We start from the raw sequence: 15,412 nt of genomic DNA on the forward strand, positions 1-15,412 counted from the left end.
CTCCGCGCAGGTCGAGCCAGCCGCGGCGCCCGGCGGCGAGCACCGGGTAGCGTCCGGGCGGCGGCGGCTCGCACTCGAGGACATCCTCGATCTGCACCCACACCAGCTCGGCACCGCGCCCCAGCCGGGTCAGGCTGGGGTCGCGTCCCGCGCCGAGCCCGGCGAGATCGCTCACCAACACCACCAGCGCGCCGGGACGGACCACCCGATCGAGCCGCGCGAGCGCCGTCTGCAAGGTCATCGCCGTCTCAGCCGAGGCGGCGGCGGGCGCGGCCAGCGACTCGAACAGCGCGAGCAACCCGCGAGCGCGCGCCGCCGGCGGGTGCAGCCGGATGGCATGGTCGTCGAACACCAACCCGCCGACGCGATCGCCCCGCGCCAGCGCCGCCCAGCCGAGCAGCGCGGCGACGCGCGCGGCGATCACCGACTTGAAGGCCACCCGGGTGGCGAAGCGCATCGTCGCGCGCTGGTCGACACAGAGCCACACCGGTCGCTCGCGCTCCTCGCGGAAGCACTTGACGTGCGCCTCACCGGCGCGCGCGGTGACCCGCCAGTCCATGTGACGCGGCTCGTCGCCGGGCTGGTAGGGGCGCGATTCGGCGAACTCCATGCCGCGTCCGCGCAGCCGCGACGGGTGCGCCCCGCCCCGCGCGGCGAGCACCCGCGCGCGCGGGGCGAGATCGAGCCCGCTGGCGCGGGCGCGCAGCCCGACCAGCTCGGCGACCCCGACGGCAAGCGCGCTGGTCTCAGGCACAGCTCACCCGCGCCAGCAGCAGCGCGATGAAGTCGTCCGGGGTGCGCCCCTCGGCCTCGGCCTCGTAGCCGAGCAGCAGACGGTGACGGAGCACGTCGGGGGCGAGGCGGCGCACGTCCTCGGGGGAGACGAAGTCGCGTCCCTCCAGCCAGGCCAGGGCGCGCGCGCAACGCTCCAGCGCCAGGGTGGCGCGCGGACTGGCGCCGAAGCGCAACCAGCCGTCGAGCGCCGGGTCGTAGTCGGCCGGGGCGCGGGTGGCGAGCACCAGATGGAGCAGATAGTCCTCGACCTCGGGGGCGAGATAGAGATCGAGGAGGGCGCGCCGCGCCGCAAACACCTGGGCCTGGGTGATCTCGGCGCCGCCCTCGCTCGCGGCGGCGCCCTCGCGCGCCCGGGCGCGGTCGAGGGCGAGGATGGCGCGCTCGGTGTCGAGGTCGGGATAGTCGACCCGCACCTGCATCAGGAAGCGATCGAGCTGGGCCTCGGGCAGCGGATAGGTGCCCTCCTGCTCGATCGGGTTCTGGGTGGCCATCACCAGAAACAGCTCCGGCAGCCGGTAGGTCTCGCGCCCGACGGTGATCTGGCGCTCGCCCATCGCCTCGAGCAGCGCCGACTGCACCTTGGCCGGGGCGCGGTTGACCTCGTCGGCGAGCAGCAGGTTGTGGAACAGCGGCCCGCGATCGAAGCGGAAGCTGCCGTCGTGGGGTCGATAGATCTCGGTGCCGGTGAGGTCGGCGGGCAACAGGTCGGGGGTGAACTGGACGCGGTGGAAGTCGCCCTCGATCCCCTCGGCCAGGGCCTTGACCGCACTGGTCTTGGCCACCCCGGGTGGGCCCTCGACGAGCAGATGGCCGTCGGCGAGCAGCGCCACCAGCAGCCGCTCGACCAGGGCGCGCTGACCGAGGATGCGCGCCGAGAGCCGCACCCGCAGCGCGGCGAAGACCGCCTGTAGATCGCTCGTCGGATCAGCTGCCGACACGGCGCACCTCCTCGTTATCAAAAGCGTCTGACTCGATCCGTTCGAGCAGCTCATGCGGGCTGCTCAGCGGCGCCCCGGCGCCGGCCGCGTGCAGCCGCGTCGGGTCGGTATAGCCCCAGCCGACGGCGACGAAGCCGGTACCGGCGGCGCGCGCCGCCTCCAGGTCACGCAGCTCGTCGCCGACATAGAGCATGCGCGCCGGGCGCAGCCGCTCGCGCGCGGCAAGCCGACGCAGCGCGCGCGACTTGCCGAACAGCGCCGCGCCGCCGACGACGAAATCGAGATGGGGCAGCGGGTAGTGCGCGAGATAGGCCGCCAGGCTCTCGCTGGCGTTGGAGGAGAGCACGCCGAGACGCAACCCGCGCGCGGCCAGCGCCTCCAGGGTCTCGGTCCAGCCCGGGACCGGCGGGGTGGCGAGCAGACCGGCGCGCATCTCGCGGCGCATCCGCGCGACGAAGCCCGGCACCCGGTAGGCCGGGATGCCCAGCGTCTGGACGATCTCGCGCGCGTGCAGCCCGCGCAACCGTTCGACGGCGGCGCGATCGAGCCCGGCGCAGCCGAACGCCGGGCCGACCCGGGCGAGCGCCTCGAGGGCCGCCTCGGTGCTGTCGACCAGGGTGCCGTCGAAGTCGAAACAGAGACAGTCGAACATAGGGTCAGGGGTCCATGAGGGTCGGGGTCAAGCACGATCGACCGGACCGGACGGGCGCGACCCTGGGGGACGGGACCGCCCGGCGCCGGGGAGAGACGCGGCGTCCTCCCGACGCCGCGCGCAACAGGCTACTACAGGGTGGCGCCGAGCTGCACCAGGATCTCCGAGTCGCGCGGCAGCACCTCGACCTCGGCCTTGGAGGCGAGCAGCTGCTCGGTCTCCATCACCTCGAGCACCGTATCGAGCACCTCGGGGTCGCGTTCGGCGATGGCGTTGAGCGCCTCGCCGACGATCGCCGGGCGGGTGGCGGCGGCCTCGGCCATCTGCTGCGAGACCTTGTAGGCGGTCTGGCTCTGGATCAGGCCGACGCGGTTCTCGCCGTCCTGCTTCATCGCGCTGGTGACCTGGATCAGCCGCTTGACCACCTTGTCGGTGATGTTGTCGACCATCTGCCGGTCGGTGAAGGCGACCTTGCGGATATAGACCGAGCCGAGCCGGTAGCCCCAGCGCTCGGAGAGCGGCGAGACCTCGGCGCGCACCCGACGGCTGAGCTGGTGACGGTCCTCGAGCATCTTGTCCATCTCCAGATTGCTCAGGGTGGAGACGGCGGCGCTGGCGACATTGGCCTGCAGCGAGCCCTCGGGGTTGGCGTTGTTGAACAGATAGGCGATGGGGTCGCTCACCTGCATCTCGTACCACAGCCCCACGCCCATCGGCGTGCCCTCCTCGGAGTTGACCATCTGGTCGCGCAGATAGTGCTGGCGCAGCGCGGTGGAGACCTTGTAGCGCTTGCCGAAGAAGGGCAGCAGCAGGGCGCGCAGCCCGAAGTGGGCGAGCGGGAAGCGCAGCCCGGGCTCGTCGAGGGTACCGATGACCTTGCCGAACAGGGTGAAGACCTGGGCCTCGCGCTCGCGCACCACGGCATAGAGCCCGAGGCTGCGGGCGATGGCGAGCAGCACCGGGATATAGATGAGACCGATGACGAAGGCGATGGTGGAACCGATCATGTTGTCCATGGCGTCTCTCCCCTCAGCGCTCGAGCCCGGTGGTGCGGACGATGCGCGAGGCGCGTCCGAGCAGCGGCACGCGCAGGTTGCGGATATAGGCGCGCAGCGCCTCGGTGCCGCCGCTCGACTTGATCCGCGACAGCGTCTCGGCCAGCTCGCGCAGCGGCGCGACCTCGGCCTGGGCGTTGTTGCGCGCGATCTCCACCGCGCGCTTGCTCATGGTGATCTGCTGCTCGGCGTCGGCGCGCGCCGTGGAGATATCGGCGGCGACCTGGTTGCGGGTGGAGTTGATCGCCGAGAGCGCGCGGTCGACCTCGCTCGGCGGGTCGATCTGGGTGATCAGTGCGGCATCGAGCTCGATGCCGTAGCGCGCCCCGGTCGAGCGGCACTGCTGCTCCATGTAGTCGTTGAGCAGCGGCAGGTTCTTGCGCAGGTCGTTGATCGAGACGCCCTCGGAGAGTTCGGCGGCCGCTTCGCCCTGCGCCAGCTCGCCCTCGCCGACCAGCCCCTCGCCCTTGGGGTCGACGAAGTTGGCGATGCGCTCGCGCAGCACCGAGATGAAGTAACCCATGACGTGTTCGAGCGGGCTGTCGACGCCGAAGCAGTAGGCATAGAGGTTGGATTCGGCGACGCGGAAGCGGATCTGACCGCCGACCCCGGTGGTGAGGTTGTCCTTGGTGACCGCCTCGACCATCACCTGATCCTTGGTCGGGTCCCAGGTCAGGTCGATGGCCTGGGTGACCACGCTGACCTTGTGCACCTCCTGCCACGGCCACTTGAAGTAGGGGCCGCCGGGGCCGATCACCCGCACCTGCGGGAAGCGGTAGCGTTGCTGTTCCTCGGCGTCGAGCGCCGGGTCCTCGACCATCAGCTCGCCGAGTCGCTCGACGCGACCGAAGCTGGTGATCAGCGCGCGCTCGTCCGGGCTCACGGTGTAGAAGGCGCGCACGAACACCTTGAACACCACGAACGCCAGCACGCCGAGCATGAATGCCGTCAGATACATGGCAGCTTGACCTCTCTAGCGGAGGGCGGCGCATCCGCGCCGCCTGGGGGACGCGCCCCGCCGACGGGGGCGGGGCGCGGGCGGAGACGGGAAGAAGGGCCGCGCATCAGGGCGTGCGCTCGCGCGCGGCGCGAGCGATGGCGATGGCGTTGCCGATGGCGGTACGGGCATGCGGGCTGGCGCGCCAGCAGGGGGCGTGGAGCATGTCGGCGATCAGCCCGACCAGGGGCTCGATCTGCTGCCCAGCGAGGGTGTCGAGATCCTCGATGCCGAGCTGTTCGAGCCGCGCGATCACCCGCGGCCCGATCTGATGACCGCCGAGCAGCAGGGCGCGCTCGGCACTGGAAAACGGCATCGATCCCTCCCCGCGCCGGTGCCGACCGGCGCTCAGTCGCCCTTGAAACCCACCCGCTGGTGGCTGCCGTCGCAGAAGGGCTTGTTGGCCGAGGCCCCGCAGCGACACAGATAGGCCTTGTCGCCGCGCCAGGCCGCGCGCGCGCTGGCGGCGCGGATCACCAGGTTGCCCTCGAGCTCGAGCGGCCCGTCGGGCAGCGCTCGCACCGCCAGCGGCCCGTCGGCGGCGAAGGTGCCGCGCCCCTGCTCGCCGACGGCGCCATAGTCCTCGAAGCCGGCAGCACGGTGGCTGTTGTCGCAGAACGGCTTGTTGGCCGAGGCCCCGCAACGACACAGCGCCACCCGGCGGCTGGTGCCGGCGTGCTCGGGCGCCTCGCCGGCGCCCTCCAGCGCCAGCTCGCCGTGACAGTACAGGGGGCCATTGTAGACCACCACCGCCGCGTTCTCGCCGGGAGCGGGCTCGGGACCGCCGGTCTTGTCGACATAGCTCAGCGCGCCGCTCGGACAGCGCTCGACGATCTCGCGCACCCGTTCGCGCTCGGTGACATCGGGATCGCACCAGGGATCGCGCCCGGAGACGAACAGCTCGCCCTTGGCACGGACGCACTCGCCGATATGGATACACAGACGCTCGTCCCAGTAGACATCGATCTCCTGGCCCGGGAAGTGGTGGACGCTGCGCTCACTCATCAAATGGACTCCTTGTGGTCTCTGTGGGTTGCCCGCCCACGGCGGACGGTGGCTGCCTGGAGAGACCAACCGGCGGCTCGGGGCGCGACCGGTCGGCGCGAGGCACGGCCCCGCATCGCCCCGACAGCGCCGGGGGCGCGCAGCGCCAAAAACAGCACCACGCGCGTGTTTTTCTAATGGGGCCCAGCGCCGATCATGCAACGTACGGGGGTGAACTTCGTCACACCCCCGACGTCTCACCGAGCATGGCGGAACGCCCTCGCCCGCCATCCGTCCCCGTCGTCACGCACGGCCCGCGCGCCGTCATCCACACGGAGTCGAGAACATGCCCAGTCAAGCCGTCCGATCGCACCACACCACGCCCGCGCCGGCGCCCACGGTCAGCCGGGTCGACATCGGCGAGCCGCTCGACTGGCTCGCCACCGGCGTCAGGCGCTTCGCCGAGGCACCCGCGGCGAGCCTGCTCTACGGCGCGCTCTTCATGCTCGCCTGCTGGGGGGCGCTGGCGCTGACCTGGACCCTGCCCTGGTTCACCATCGCCTTCCTCACCGGATTGCTGCTGCTCGGTCCCTTCCTCGCCGCCGGGCTCTATGTCGCCGCACGCCAGCTCGAGGCCGACGAGCCGGTGGCCATCCACGACAGCCTGGCGCTGATCTGGGCGCGGCGTACCAATCTGGGGCTGTTCGTGCTCTTCCTCGGGCTGATCGCCGCGGCCTGGGTGCGCTTCTCGGCGCTGCTGTTCGCGATCAAGTTCAACACCCTCTCGCCCTCGTCCGACAGCATCACCGGCCTGCTGGCCGGGCACTTCGATCCGGTGGTCACGCTGTTCTTCCTCGGCATCGGGCTGCTGCTGGCCGTGGCGGTGTTCGTCACCAGCGCCGTCTCCATCCCGATGATCCTCGATCGCGACGTCGGCCCGCTCACCGCCATCCACACCAGCCTGCGCGCCTGCCGCCAGAACTGGCCGGCGATGACGCTGTGGGCCGCGATGATCGTCGCCCTCACCGGCTTCGGCATCCTCACCCTGTTCATCGGGCTGGTGGTGATCTTCCCGGTACTCGGCTATGCCACCTGGGAGAGCTATCGGCGGATGGTCGCCTGAGCCACCGCCCCGCCACCGCTCGGCGGGGCGCGGCCCAGGCCACAAGGACCCCAACCCCGCGCCGCCCGGCGGCGCATCTCACCGCACCATGGAGGATGCAACCATGCGTCAACGTCCGAACCTCACCCATGTCGCACTCTACGGCGCCCTGCTCGCCCTGGTCACCAGTCTCGGCGCCCGCGCCGAGACCAGCGCCAGCGGCGTGGTCGAGCGTGTCTGGGACGACGGTTTCCTGCTCGACACCGGCAGCGAGCGACTCGACGTCGAACTCGACAGCCTGCGCGCCCTGGGCATCACCCCGGGGACCCGGGTGACCATCGCCGGCGACTACGACGATGACGACCACGACGACCACGACGACCACGACGGCGATGATGACGACGACGGTCGCGACTTCCGCGCCCGCCGCGTGACCATCGACTGAGTGAATCGGCTGTCAGCGTCTCGCTGACAGCTTCCAGTCGCCAGCTTCCAGTCGTCAGTCACCAGCCGCCAGCCACCAGCAGGAAGAGGGTCGGCGCTGACGGCTTGCTCGTCGGTTGGACTGCCCATCGGACCACGGACCGGCGACGGGCAATCCAGCAGCGACCAGCAGCCAGCAGCCAGCAGCCAGCAGCCAGCAGGAGAGGCTCGACGCTGCCAGCTGACCACTGGCGGCTGGAAGCTGGCGGCTGGAAGCTGGCGGCTGACAACTGGCGCCCATTTGCCTCAGCCCTTTCGTACCGTCTAGACTGTTCTACAATTGTCCAGACCGGTGATCCACCCATGCCCGAAACCCAAGCCCCCAAGCCGTCGCTGCGCGAGCGCGTGCTCGATGCCGCCGAGACCGTGGTGATGCGCGATGGCGCCGCGCGACTGACGCTCGACGCGGTGATCGCCGAGGCCGGTGCCAGCAAGGGCGGGATGCTCTATCACTTCAGGAGCAAGGAGGCGCTGCTCGAGGGGCTGGTCGAGCGTACCCTGGCACGCGACGAGGCCGACATCGGTGCGCTGCGCGACACCCTCCCGCCCGATCAGCCCAACCGCGAGGGCCGCGCCCGGCTCATCGCCTCGCTCGCCCCCTGTCCGGTCTCGCCCGAGCTCGGCATCGCGGTGATCGCCGCCTCCGCGCACCATCGCGAGCTGCTCGCGCCGATCCGCACACACGTCACCGAGACGCTCGACGCGCTCGGCGCGCTGGAGGACGAGATCCCGAACGCCCGGCTGCTCTATCTGGCGATGGCCGGGCTCTACATGTTCGACGTCTTCGGCATCTCGCCGCTCGACCCCGACGAGGCCGACGCGCTGCGCGCCCAGGCCCGGCGCATCCTCGACGATCACGGAGCCCTTTGATGACCGCCCTATCCCCCCGTCCGTCACTGCTGCTCGCCGCCCTGATCGCGCTGCTCGGCGTCGCGCTCGGCGGCTGTGACCGCGCCGCTGCCGAGTCCGACACGACCACCAGCGCGCCGACCTCGCAACCGGTGCGGCTGTTCACCGTCGATACCGCGCCGAGATCCGAGCTGCGCCGCTTCCCGGCCACCATCGAGGCCTCGCAGACCTCGGCCGTCTCCTTCCAGGTGCCGGGCAAGCTCGAACGCTTCCCCATCCGCGAGGGCGAGACCATCCGCGCCGGCGAGACGATCGCCGCGCTCGACGCCACCGACTATGCGCTCGCGCTGCGCGAGGCCAGGGTCCAGGCCGATCTCGCGCGCAAGGAGCTCAAGCGCAAGCAGGCGCTCAGCGAGCGCGGCCATCTCGCCGAGAACGCCCTCGACGACGCCCGCGCCACCGCCGACCTCGCCCAGGTGCGGCTCGAACAGGCGGCACAGAACCTCGCCTACACCGAGCTGGAGGCGCCCTTCGACGCGCTGCTTGCCGAGCGTCTGGTCGATCGCTTCGTCAACGTCCGCGCCGGCGAGCCGATCGCGCTGCTGCAGGACATCTCGGTGCTCACCGTCGAGGTCGACGTGCCCGAGCGGCTGATGGCGCGGGTACGGCGCGAGCAGGTCGGCGCCATCACCGCCGAGCTCTCGGCCTGGCCGGGGCGCAGCTTCCCGCTGAGCATCCGCGAGTTCGCCACCGAGCCCGACCCGCGCACCCGCACCTACACCATCACCCTGTTCATGACCAACCCCGACGACATCCAGGTGCTGCCGGGGATGACCGCCACCGTCAGCGCCGAGATCCTCACCACCGCCGAGGGCACGATCGAGGTGCCGATCGGCGCGCTCGACGCCGATGCCGCCGGCGACTTCCGCGTCTGGGTCTACGACCCCGAGCGCGGTCAGGTGCAGCCGCGCGCCGTCGCGGTCGCCACCCTCGACGGCAGCCACGCGCGCATCCTCTCGGGGCTGGCCGAGGGCGAGCGCATCGTCGCCGCCGGGGTCGGCTTCCTCAGCGCCGGTCAGCGGGTGCGCCCGCTCGACGACACCGCCCAGTAGCATCGGGAACCCCTATCCATGGACATCGCTCGCGCCGCCATCGACAAGCCGGTCAACACCTGGCTGCTGATCCTCATCTGTCTGCTCGGGGGACTCTGGGCCCTGTTCAGCCTGGGACGGCTGGAGGACCCCGAGTTCACCATCAAGCAGGCGATCATCACCACCAGCTATCCCGGCGCCTCGGCACTCGAGGTCGAGCAGGAGGTGACCGACCAGCTCGAGATCGCCCTCCAGCGCCTGCCCCAGATCAAGGAGATCCGCTCGCGCTCCGAGCCCGGGCGCTCGCTGATCGATGTCGAGATCCTCGAGCAGTACGACTCCAGCCAGCTGCCGCAGATCTGGGACGAGCTGCGGCGCAAGGTCCGCGACGCCAGCGCCGCCCTGCCCCCGGGGGCAGGCACCCCGCACGTCAACGACGACTTCGGCGACGTCTACGGGCTTTACTACGCGCTCAGCGCCCCGGACTACAGCCAGGCCGAGCTGCGCGACTTCGCCCGTACCCTGCGCCAGGAGCTGTTGCGGATACCGGGCGTGGCCAAGGTGGCGATCAGCGGGCTGCGCGCCGAGCGCATCTTCGTCGAGCCGCCGCAGTCGGTGCTCACCCAGCTCGGCATCGCCCCGACGCTGATCGCCAACGCCATCTCGGTGCAGAACGCGGTGGTCGAGAGCGGCGCGCTGCGGGTCGAGGACCGCTCGGTGCGCCTCGCCCCTTCGGGCACCTTCGACTCGGTCGCGCGCATCGAGGCGCTGCCGCTCGGCGGCCCCGGGGCGAGCAGCGAGCACGCCAGCCTGCGGCTCGGCGACATCGCCCGGGTGAGCCGCGGCGAGGAGGAGATCCCGACCCTGCTGGTGCGCCACAACGGTCGCCCGGCGGTGGCCATCGGCGTCTCGGCGCAGAGCGGCACCAACATCGTCGAGGTCGGCGCGACGGTCGAGGCGCGAATCCACGCGCTGCTCGAGACCCTGCCGCTCGGCGTCACCATCGATCCGATCTACCAGCAGCACCGAGTGGTCGATGAGGCGGTCAACGGTTTTCTCGTCAACCTCGCAAGCTCGGTGGCGATCGTCATCCTGGTGCTCTGTCTGGCGATGGGCTGGCGCGGCGGGCTGGTGGTCGGCGGGGTGCTGCTGCTCACCGTGCTCGGCACCCTGCTGCTGATGAAGATCGGCGGCATCACCATGCAGCGCGTCTCGCTCGGCGCGCTGATCATCGCCATGGGCATGCTGGTCGACAACGCCATCGTCATCGCCGAGGGGATGATGGTGCGGATGCGGCGCGGGCTGGGGGCGCTGGAGGCGGCGCAGCAGATCACCAACCAGACCAAGTGGCCGCTGCTGGCGGCGACGGTGATCGGCATCCTCGCCTTCTCCGGGATCGGGCTGTCGAACGACTCGACCGGGGAGTACACCTTCTCGCTGTTCGCGGTGATCGCCATCTCGCTGCTGCTGAGCTGGGTGCTGGCGGTGACGGTGGCCCCGTTGTTCGGCAGCTATCTGTTCCGCAGCGCCGCCGAGCGCCGCGACGAGGAGGATGCCGGCGGCGTCCTGCTCAGCGGCTATCGCGGGCTGGTGCACCTGGCGCTGCGCCACCGGCTGACCACGGTGGCGGCGCTGGTCGGCTCCACCCTGGCGGCGGTGATCGGCTTCGGCGCCGTGCCCCAGTCCTTCTTCCCCGACAGCGCCACGCCGCTCTTCTATGTCGACGTGTGGCACGAACAGGGCACCGACATCCGCGCCACCGCCGCCGACATGGCCGAACTCGGCAACGCGCTCGGCCAGCTCGACGGGGTCACGGACGTCACCAGCTTCAGCGGCTCGGGCGCCGACCGGCTGATGCTGGTCTATGCCCCGGAGCTGCCCAACAGCGCCTATGGCCAGTGCATCGTGCGCGTCACCGACGCCGCGCGCATCCCCGAGATCGCCGCGCGCGTGCGCCAGTGGATCGGCGAGCACCAGCCCCAGGTCAAGAGCTGGACCAGCCGCATCCGCCTCGGCCCCGGAGGCGGCGCCAAGATCGAGGCGCGCTTCTCCGGCCCCGACAACGCCACCCTGCGCGCGCTCGCCGCCGAGGCCGAGCGCATCTTCCGCGACCATGGCCTGATCAACGTGCGCCACGACTGGCGCCAGTACCGCCCGCTGATCGTCCCGCGCCTGGCCGAGGCGCGCGCCACCGCCGCCGGGGTGAGCCGCGCCGACATCGCCGATGCCCTGGCGATGGTTACCGAGGGGCGCACCGTCGGGCTCTATCGCGAGGGTGATCGGCTGATCCCGATCGTGATGCGCGCCCCCGATGACGAGCGCAACGGCAACACCGACCTGCGCGACCGTCGCGTCTGGTCGGCCACCGCCGGCGCCTACATCCCCATGACCGAGGTCATCGACCGCTTCGAGACCGGCACCGAGGACGGGCTGATCCGCCGGCTCGACAAGGCGCGCACCATCACCGCCCAGGCCGACCCCGCCTACGGCGCCAACACCGACGCGGCGCTCGCGCAGGTGCGCGGCGCAGTCGAGGCGATCGCGCTGCCGCCGGGCTACCGGCTCGAGTGGGGCGGCGAGTACGAGGACTCCAGCGACGCCCAGGCCGCGCTCGCGCGCAGCGTCCCGCTCGGCTTCCTGGCGATGGTGCTGATCACCGTGGCGCTGTTCGGCCGGGTGCGCCAACCGCTGATCATCTGGCTGTGCGTGCCGATGGCGATCACCGGCGTCACCGCCGCGCTGCTCGCCACCGGACAGTCGTTCGGCTTCATGGCGCTGCTCGGCTTCCTCAGCCTCTCGGGCATGCTGATCAAGAACGCCATCGTCCTGGTCGACGAGATCGACCTGCGCATCGCCGACGGCCACCACCGCCACGACGCCATCGTCGCCGCCAGCGTCAGCCGTTTCACCCCGGTGATGCTCGCCGCCGGCACCACCATCCTCGGCATGATCCCGCTGCTCTTCGACGTCTTCTTCGCCTCCATGGCCGTCACCATCATGGGCGGACTGGCCTTCGCCACCGCCCTCACCCTGATCGCGGTTCCGGTGTTCTATGCCGGGTTCTTCAAGGTGCGGGAGGATGAGGCGCCGCGGACGGGGTGATCCGGGCGGGTGCGGTGGTTCGGGGTCGGCGGGGCGGGAGGTTTGTCGGGCAGACGCGCGGCCTGACCAGGCGGCATCGGCAAGTCAGACGCCCAGGCGACTCACGCCGCCCTGCCCGCCTGCCCAAACAGCGCCCTGGCGCGTCCGAGCCCGCGCAGATAGCGACACTCGCGGCGCGCGGCAAGCGCCGCCAGCCGCTCAGGCGTACCGATCGCGACACCGAAGCCCTTGAGCAGGAAGCCCGCGTGCTCGACGAAACGCTCCGGCGCGATGCCGAGCCGGGTGAGGACGTCCGGCAGATCCGCCGGGATCGAGCCGCGCTTGCGCGGATGCAGAGCGCGGCCAAGCGAATCGACCAGGGTCAGATAATCATCGAAGGTGAAAGGAATCGCCGCAGGAACCTCGGCGGGATTACCGAAGGGCAACAGCGGCGCGGACGGCAGGCGATTCAGCGCGGTCTCCCAAAGATTATCGCTACGCGAGTCTGAAGGAGAGTCGATGGCCTTGGTCTCGGGCGATGCGGCCACACGGACCGCCGGCGAAGCCTCGTCCGTCTCGACAAGCACTTCACCAGACGCACACGCATCGTCAGCCCGCAAGGCGGCGATCCGCGCCGCAATCCCGGTATGCGCACTTTCCTCCGGCGTCTCCGCGATCCCGGCCCGAATCGGGTTGAGATCGACATAGGCCATCACCGCCAACAGCGCCGTCTCGTCGAGGATCGCCTGCGAGCGAAAGCGCCCCTCCCAGAACCGTCCCCGCACCCCATCCTCCCGATTCGCCGCCCGCGCGATCGACTCGTTCAGTATCCGCATGAACCAGGAGAGATCCGCCAGCCGCGCCCGGTAAGTCGCGACCAAGCCAGCGACCACCTCCAGCTCCGCCTCGGTCATGCCCGCCCGCGTCGCAGGCGACAGGAACCGCTCCACCACCACCGGCCCCCGGAACAGACACCGCCAGCGCCGCAGCACCTCGGTATCCGACCACCCCGCCGCCCGATCGGCATCCACCCGCACCACCAGATGCACGTGATTGCTCATCACCGCATAGGCCGCGACATCGATCGCGAACACCCCCGCGAGCTGACGCAACCGCAACTCCACCCAGCCCCGCCGATGCTCGAAACTCCGTCCCGTCAGCCGATCGAAGCCACAGAGATACGCCCGGCGCACGCAACGCGTGACGACGTGATACCAAGGCGTATCGGACAAGGAGACGAGCGCGGCGCGGGGACGAGTCATGGGGCATCTCCGCTGGAGGTGTTGGGTGAAGCGTAGGAGAGCGCCTTGCGAGCGTCAATGATAAATGGGTGTCCTTCAAATCCCGACGCCCGGAGCTATTCAATAAGCGGGCTTACAATCCCAGGGGACTTGACAGCTACACCTTTCCGGGGAGAGGGCTTTCACCTCCAATCTCTTGCCGGCTTTTCCCGGCGCTCTGGGTGTCCTTTAAATCTTTAAATCGTCCTTTGATCGTCCTTTAGATCGCTTCAAATAGGTGCTTAAAATCAATAAATGAGCGCCCTTCAGACATTGAAAAAACCCTTCAAAAAGAAAATAAAATTATACTTTTCACTATTAGCTGGAAACTTCATCTCCAGCTCATCACAAATAGCACCTAGCTTTTTAATGTCGACGTTCATTGCGTTCTCGCCAGCCGGCTCTCCTCGGCAATACAAACCAGACTTCCACTTAATGGATATCCTCACCAAATCTTGCAAGACACTAGCACTCCTTTTAGCTTTCAAAATTGGCAGCGAATAGCTAATGATGTGCCCCGGAGAAAGTCCCGGCACATCCTTTGGGTCAAGATGGATAACCAACTCTAAAACTTTCGCAATAACTTTCAAAAACTCAACCGCATTAAAAAGATCCCTCTGCTGTTGACGAAAAAGACGATATTCTTGAAGCACAACAGAAAAAACAAAACCAATAAGACCACCCAAAAAAACACTAAAAAAATCAAACTGAAAACTCATGGCGAAACCAAATCTTTTTTATCAAAATAATCAAGAAAAAAACTTTCTGAATCCTTTATTCTTTTTTGCAATCTAGATACGGAAAAACAACACTCTTCTTTTTTTGACTGACTAAAAATATGACCAACCTCTTCCAGCATCCCGTTTATCACCTGACCTTCATCAGGAATCACTCCAAAAAAACTTAAATTCTCAAAAACAGATTTATGAAAACTCATTTCAGCTCGTAACTCCCCCAAAATCATACCCAAAAAAACCTCAACGCCCTTAATGCGGCCTCTTAAAACCTTAACCACCTCCTTACCGTACTGCGCATCAGGAAGATAAAGGTAGCTGTAATTCTCGTCAATTAACAACTCATCTAACAAATAATCAGGAACAGCCATAAGGTAGTCGTCCATTATTGTACCCAAATAAGAAAAAGAAAAACAAAAATCAACAAAAAAACTTCTATCTTTATAAAGGACGTCATCAAAAGATGTCATGTACTTACCTCTAGGCGTCAAACGTATCGGCAAGTGCATCAAATTACCATGAGAAAAACCCTCGTAATTCACTTCAGCACAGCGATATTCATCCTCAGAGCAAAGGCTGCCAACCACCAAACGCACAAGATGTTCTTCATATCCATCTTCGCCACAAAAAACATCAATAACTTCTTGCAAATCTGCAGCCGCGTCATCATCCCTCTCACATTGCGCTAAAAACTTTAGCACGAGATACTTAAGCCAATATGTATGCAAATGAGGCTTATGAGCCTCTTCGCGCCCCTTACTTTTATCCCTTAAAACTGTAGCGTCTACTAAAAAAATATTTGGGAAGTGCTTCTGGTCTTGCGTATACCTTTTAAGACAATTACTAATATAAAGAACTAAAAGAGGAGCTGTCTGATGAAAAAATAATCTTTCAAAAACATCATAACGCTTCAAATCAATCCGCAAACTACTAAGAAAACAAACAAAAGATCGATATCCATGCTGACAAAGCTCACGCACAGCAGAAAGCCAAGGTGCATCTCGACTTCCATCCAAAGACAAAGCTTTATTTATAACACCTTCAGCCCCTTCAAAAAGCTTTGCTTTTCCAGGCTTCTCAGCGTTAATAGCATTAATCGCCTCACTCAAAAGCTGAAGCCTCGACCTAACAACCATATAATCTTTTATTTCAGAAATTCGAAATACGGCGCCTCGAGGATCATGAGGCACTGTTGTAGAACGATGTGGCTCCAAGTGGGTGTAAACATAATCACGACAAACAAACAAAAGACAAAAACCTTGATAACCCAAATCTCCCGCCGGACCAAACTCACGCAACAAGCCATCAATATTTTTATCAACACTAGCCCTTCTCTCTTCATTATAAATGTCAAAAAAAGAATATTTTGAA

The 15,412-nt window shown here is 66.6% G+C and carries 15 protein-coding genes; 5 read left to right on the top strand and 10 right to left on the bottom strand.

Annotated features, from left to right (window positions below):
• The 7 genes from EBL84_RS16400 to EBL84_RS16430 all read right to left on the bottom strand — a co-directional run.
• A partial coding sequence (locus EBL84_RS16400; protein WP_123141772.1) for a DUF58 domain-containing protein occupies positions 1-754 on the bottom strand: 754 nt, incomplete at its 3' end.
• Positions 747-1,733 carry a MoxR family ATPase gene (locus EBL84_RS16405; protein WP_123141773.1) on the bottom strand — a complete coding sequence of 329 codons (987 nt, stop codon included), beginning with the start codon at positions 1,731-1,733 and terminating at the stop codon, positions 747-749. The genes EBL84_RS16405 and EBL84_RS16400, both read right to left, overlap by 8 nt.
• The gene (locus EBL84_RS16410; protein WP_123141774.1) at positions 1,720-2,385 is read right to left on the bottom strand and encodes an HAD family hydrolase; all 666 of its coding nucleotides are present in this window, start codon (positions 2,383-2,385) and stop codon (positions 1,720-1,722) included. Before EBL84_RS16410 ends, EBL84_RS16405 begins: the two co-directional genes overlap by 14 nt.
• A gap of 131 nt (positions 2,386-2,516) precedes the next feature.
• Positions 2,517-3,401: an SPFH domain-containing protein gene (locus EBL84_RS16415; RefSeq protein WP_062271288.1), complete on the bottom strand. Its 885-nt coding sequence runs from the start codon at positions 3,399-3,401 to the stop codon at positions 2,517-2,519.
• Between the two features lie 13 nt (positions 3,402-3,414).
• Entirely contained in the window at positions 3,415-4,398 is a 984-nt protein-coding gene (locus EBL84_RS16420) for an SPFH domain-containing protein (protein WP_062271290.1), read from the bottom strand.
• Positions 4,399-4,504: 106 nt separating this feature from the next.
• Positions 4,505-4,753: a helix-hairpin-helix domain-containing protein gene (locus EBL84_RS16425; protein ID WP_123141775.1), complete on the bottom strand. Its 249-nt coding sequence runs from the start codon at positions 4,751-4,753 to the stop codon at positions 4,505-4,507.
• Positions 4,754-4,785: 32 nt separating this feature from the next.
• Positions 4,786-5,442 carry a CDGSH iron-sulfur domain-containing protein gene (locus tag EBL84_RS16430; protein WP_123141776.1) on the bottom strand — a complete coding sequence of 219 codons (657 nt, stop codon included), beginning with the start codon at positions 5,440-5,442 and terminating at the stop codon, positions 4,786-4,788.
• A gap of 325 nt (positions 5,443-5,767) precedes the next feature.
• Between EBL84_RS16430 and EBL84_RS16435 the strand changes: the two genes are divergently transcribed.
• From EBL84_RS16435 to EBL84_RS16455, 5 genes are all read left to right on the top strand, one after another.
• Complete coding sequence (locus tag EBL84_RS16435; protein WP_123141777.1) at positions 5,768-6,544, top strand: DUF2189 domain-containing protein; 777 nt, start codon at positions 5,768-5,770, stop codon at positions 6,542-6,544.
• 103 nt (positions 6,545-6,647) lie between these two features.
• The gene (locus EBL84_RS16440; protein WP_123141778.1) at positions 6,648-6,968 is read left to right on the top strand and encodes a hypothetical protein; all 321 of its coding nucleotides are present in this window, start codon (positions 6,648-6,650) and stop codon (positions 6,966-6,968) included.
• Positions 6,969-7,309: 341 nt separating this feature from the next.
• Positions 7,310-7,876, top strand: coding sequence for a TetR/AcrR family transcriptional regulator (locus EBL84_RS16445; protein ID WP_123141779.1), 567 nt, complete (start codon positions 7,310-7,312; stop codon positions 7,874-7,876).
• On the top strand, positions 7,876-8,967 hold the full coding sequence (locus EBL84_RS16450) for an efflux RND transporter periplasmic adaptor subunit (RefSeq protein WP_123141780.1): 1,092 nt from the start codon (positions 7,876-7,878) through the stop codon (positions 8,965-8,967). Before EBL84_RS16445 ends, EBL84_RS16450 begins: the two co-directional genes overlap by 1 nt.
• An 18-nt stretch (positions 8,968-8,985) precedes the next feature.
• Entirely contained in the window at positions 8,986-12,048 is a 3,063-nt protein-coding gene (locus EBL84_RS16455) for an efflux RND transporter permease subunit (RefSeq protein WP_123141781.1), read from the top strand.
• Positions 12,049-12,149: 101 nt separating this feature from the next.
• On the opposite strand, the gene EBL84_RS16460 is transcribed toward EBL84_RS16455, so the two are convergent.
• The 3 genes from EBL84_RS16460 to EBL84_RS17155 all read right to left on the bottom strand — a co-directional run.
• Positions 12,150-13,289 (bottom strand): transposase, encoded by a 1,140-nt coding sequence (locus EBL84_RS16460; RefSeq protein WP_123141782.1) that lies wholly within the window; start codon positions 13,287-13,289, stop codon positions 12,150-12,152.
• 284 nt (positions 13,290-13,573) lie between these two features.
• Positions 13,574-14,026 carry a hypothetical protein gene (locus EBL84_RS16985; protein WP_148040324.1) on the bottom strand — a complete coding sequence of 151 codons (453 nt, stop codon included), beginning with the start codon at positions 14,024-14,026 and terminating at the stop codon, positions 13,574-13,576.
• Positions 14,023-15,412, bottom strand: a 1,390-nt coding sequence (locus EBL84_RS17155; protein WP_190287992.1) for a hypothetical protein, incomplete at its 5' end; no start/stop codon positions are given. The genes EBL84_RS17155 and EBL84_RS16985, both read right to left, overlap by 4 nt.

Origin of the sequence: Marichromatium sp. AB31, from assembly GCF_003718685.1 — a bacterium.
GTDB classification, from domain to species: Bacteria; Pseudomonadota; Gammaproteobacteria; order Chromatiales; family Chromatiaceae; genus Marichromatium; species Marichromatium gracile.

Excerpts from the sequence above, each read along its gene's own strand:
- EBL84_RS16410 (WP_123141774.1), bottom strand. The coding sequence starts at position 2,385 with ATGTTCGACTGTCTCTGTTTCGACTTCGACGGCACCCTGGTCGACAGC.
- EBL84_RS16415 (WP_062271288.1), bottom strand. The coding sequence starts at position 3,401 with ATGGACAACATGATCGGTTCCACCATCGCCTTCGTCATCGGTCTCATC.
- EBL84_RS16420 (WP_062271290.1), bottom strand. The coding sequence starts at position 4,398 with ATGTATCTGACGGCATTCATGCTCGGCGTGCTGGCGTTCGTGGTGTTC.
- EBL84_RS16425 (WP_123141775.1), bottom strand. The coding sequence starts at position 4,753 with ATGCCGTTTTCCAGTGCCGAGCGCGCCCTGCTGCTCGGCGGTCATCAG.
- EBL84_RS16430 (WP_123141776.1), bottom strand. The coding sequence starts at position 5,442 with ATGAGTGAGCGCAGCGTCCACCACTTCCCGGGCCAGGAGATCGATGTC.
- EBL84_RS16435 (WP_123141777.1), top strand. The coding sequence starts at position 5,768 with ATGCCCAGTCAAGCCGTCCGATCGCACCACACCACGCCCGCGCCGGCG.
- EBL84_RS16440 (WP_123141778.1), top strand. The coding sequence starts at position 6,648 with ATGCGTCAACGTCCGAACCTCACCCATGTCGCACTCTACGGCGCCCTG.
- EBL84_RS16445 (WP_123141779.1), top strand. The coding sequence starts at position 7,310 with ATGCCCGAAACCCAAGCCCCCAAGCCGTCGCTGCGCGAGCGCGTGCTC.
- EBL84_RS16450 (WP_123141780.1), top strand. The coding sequence starts at position 7,876 with ATGACCGCCCTATCCCCCCGTCCGTCACTGCTGCTCGCCGCCCTGATC.
- EBL84_RS16455 (WP_123141781.1), top strand. The coding sequence starts at position 8,986 with ATGGACATCGCTCGCGCCGCCATCGACAAGCCGGTCAACACCTGGCTG.
- EBL84_RS16460 (WP_123141782.1), bottom strand. The coding sequence starts at position 13,289 with ATGACTCGTCCCCGCGCCGCGCTCGTCTCCTTGTCCGATACGCCTTGG.
- EBL84_RS16985 (WP_148040324.1), bottom strand. The coding sequence starts at position 14,026 with ATGAGTTTTCAGTTTGATTTTTTTAGTGTTTTTTTGGGTGGTCTTATT.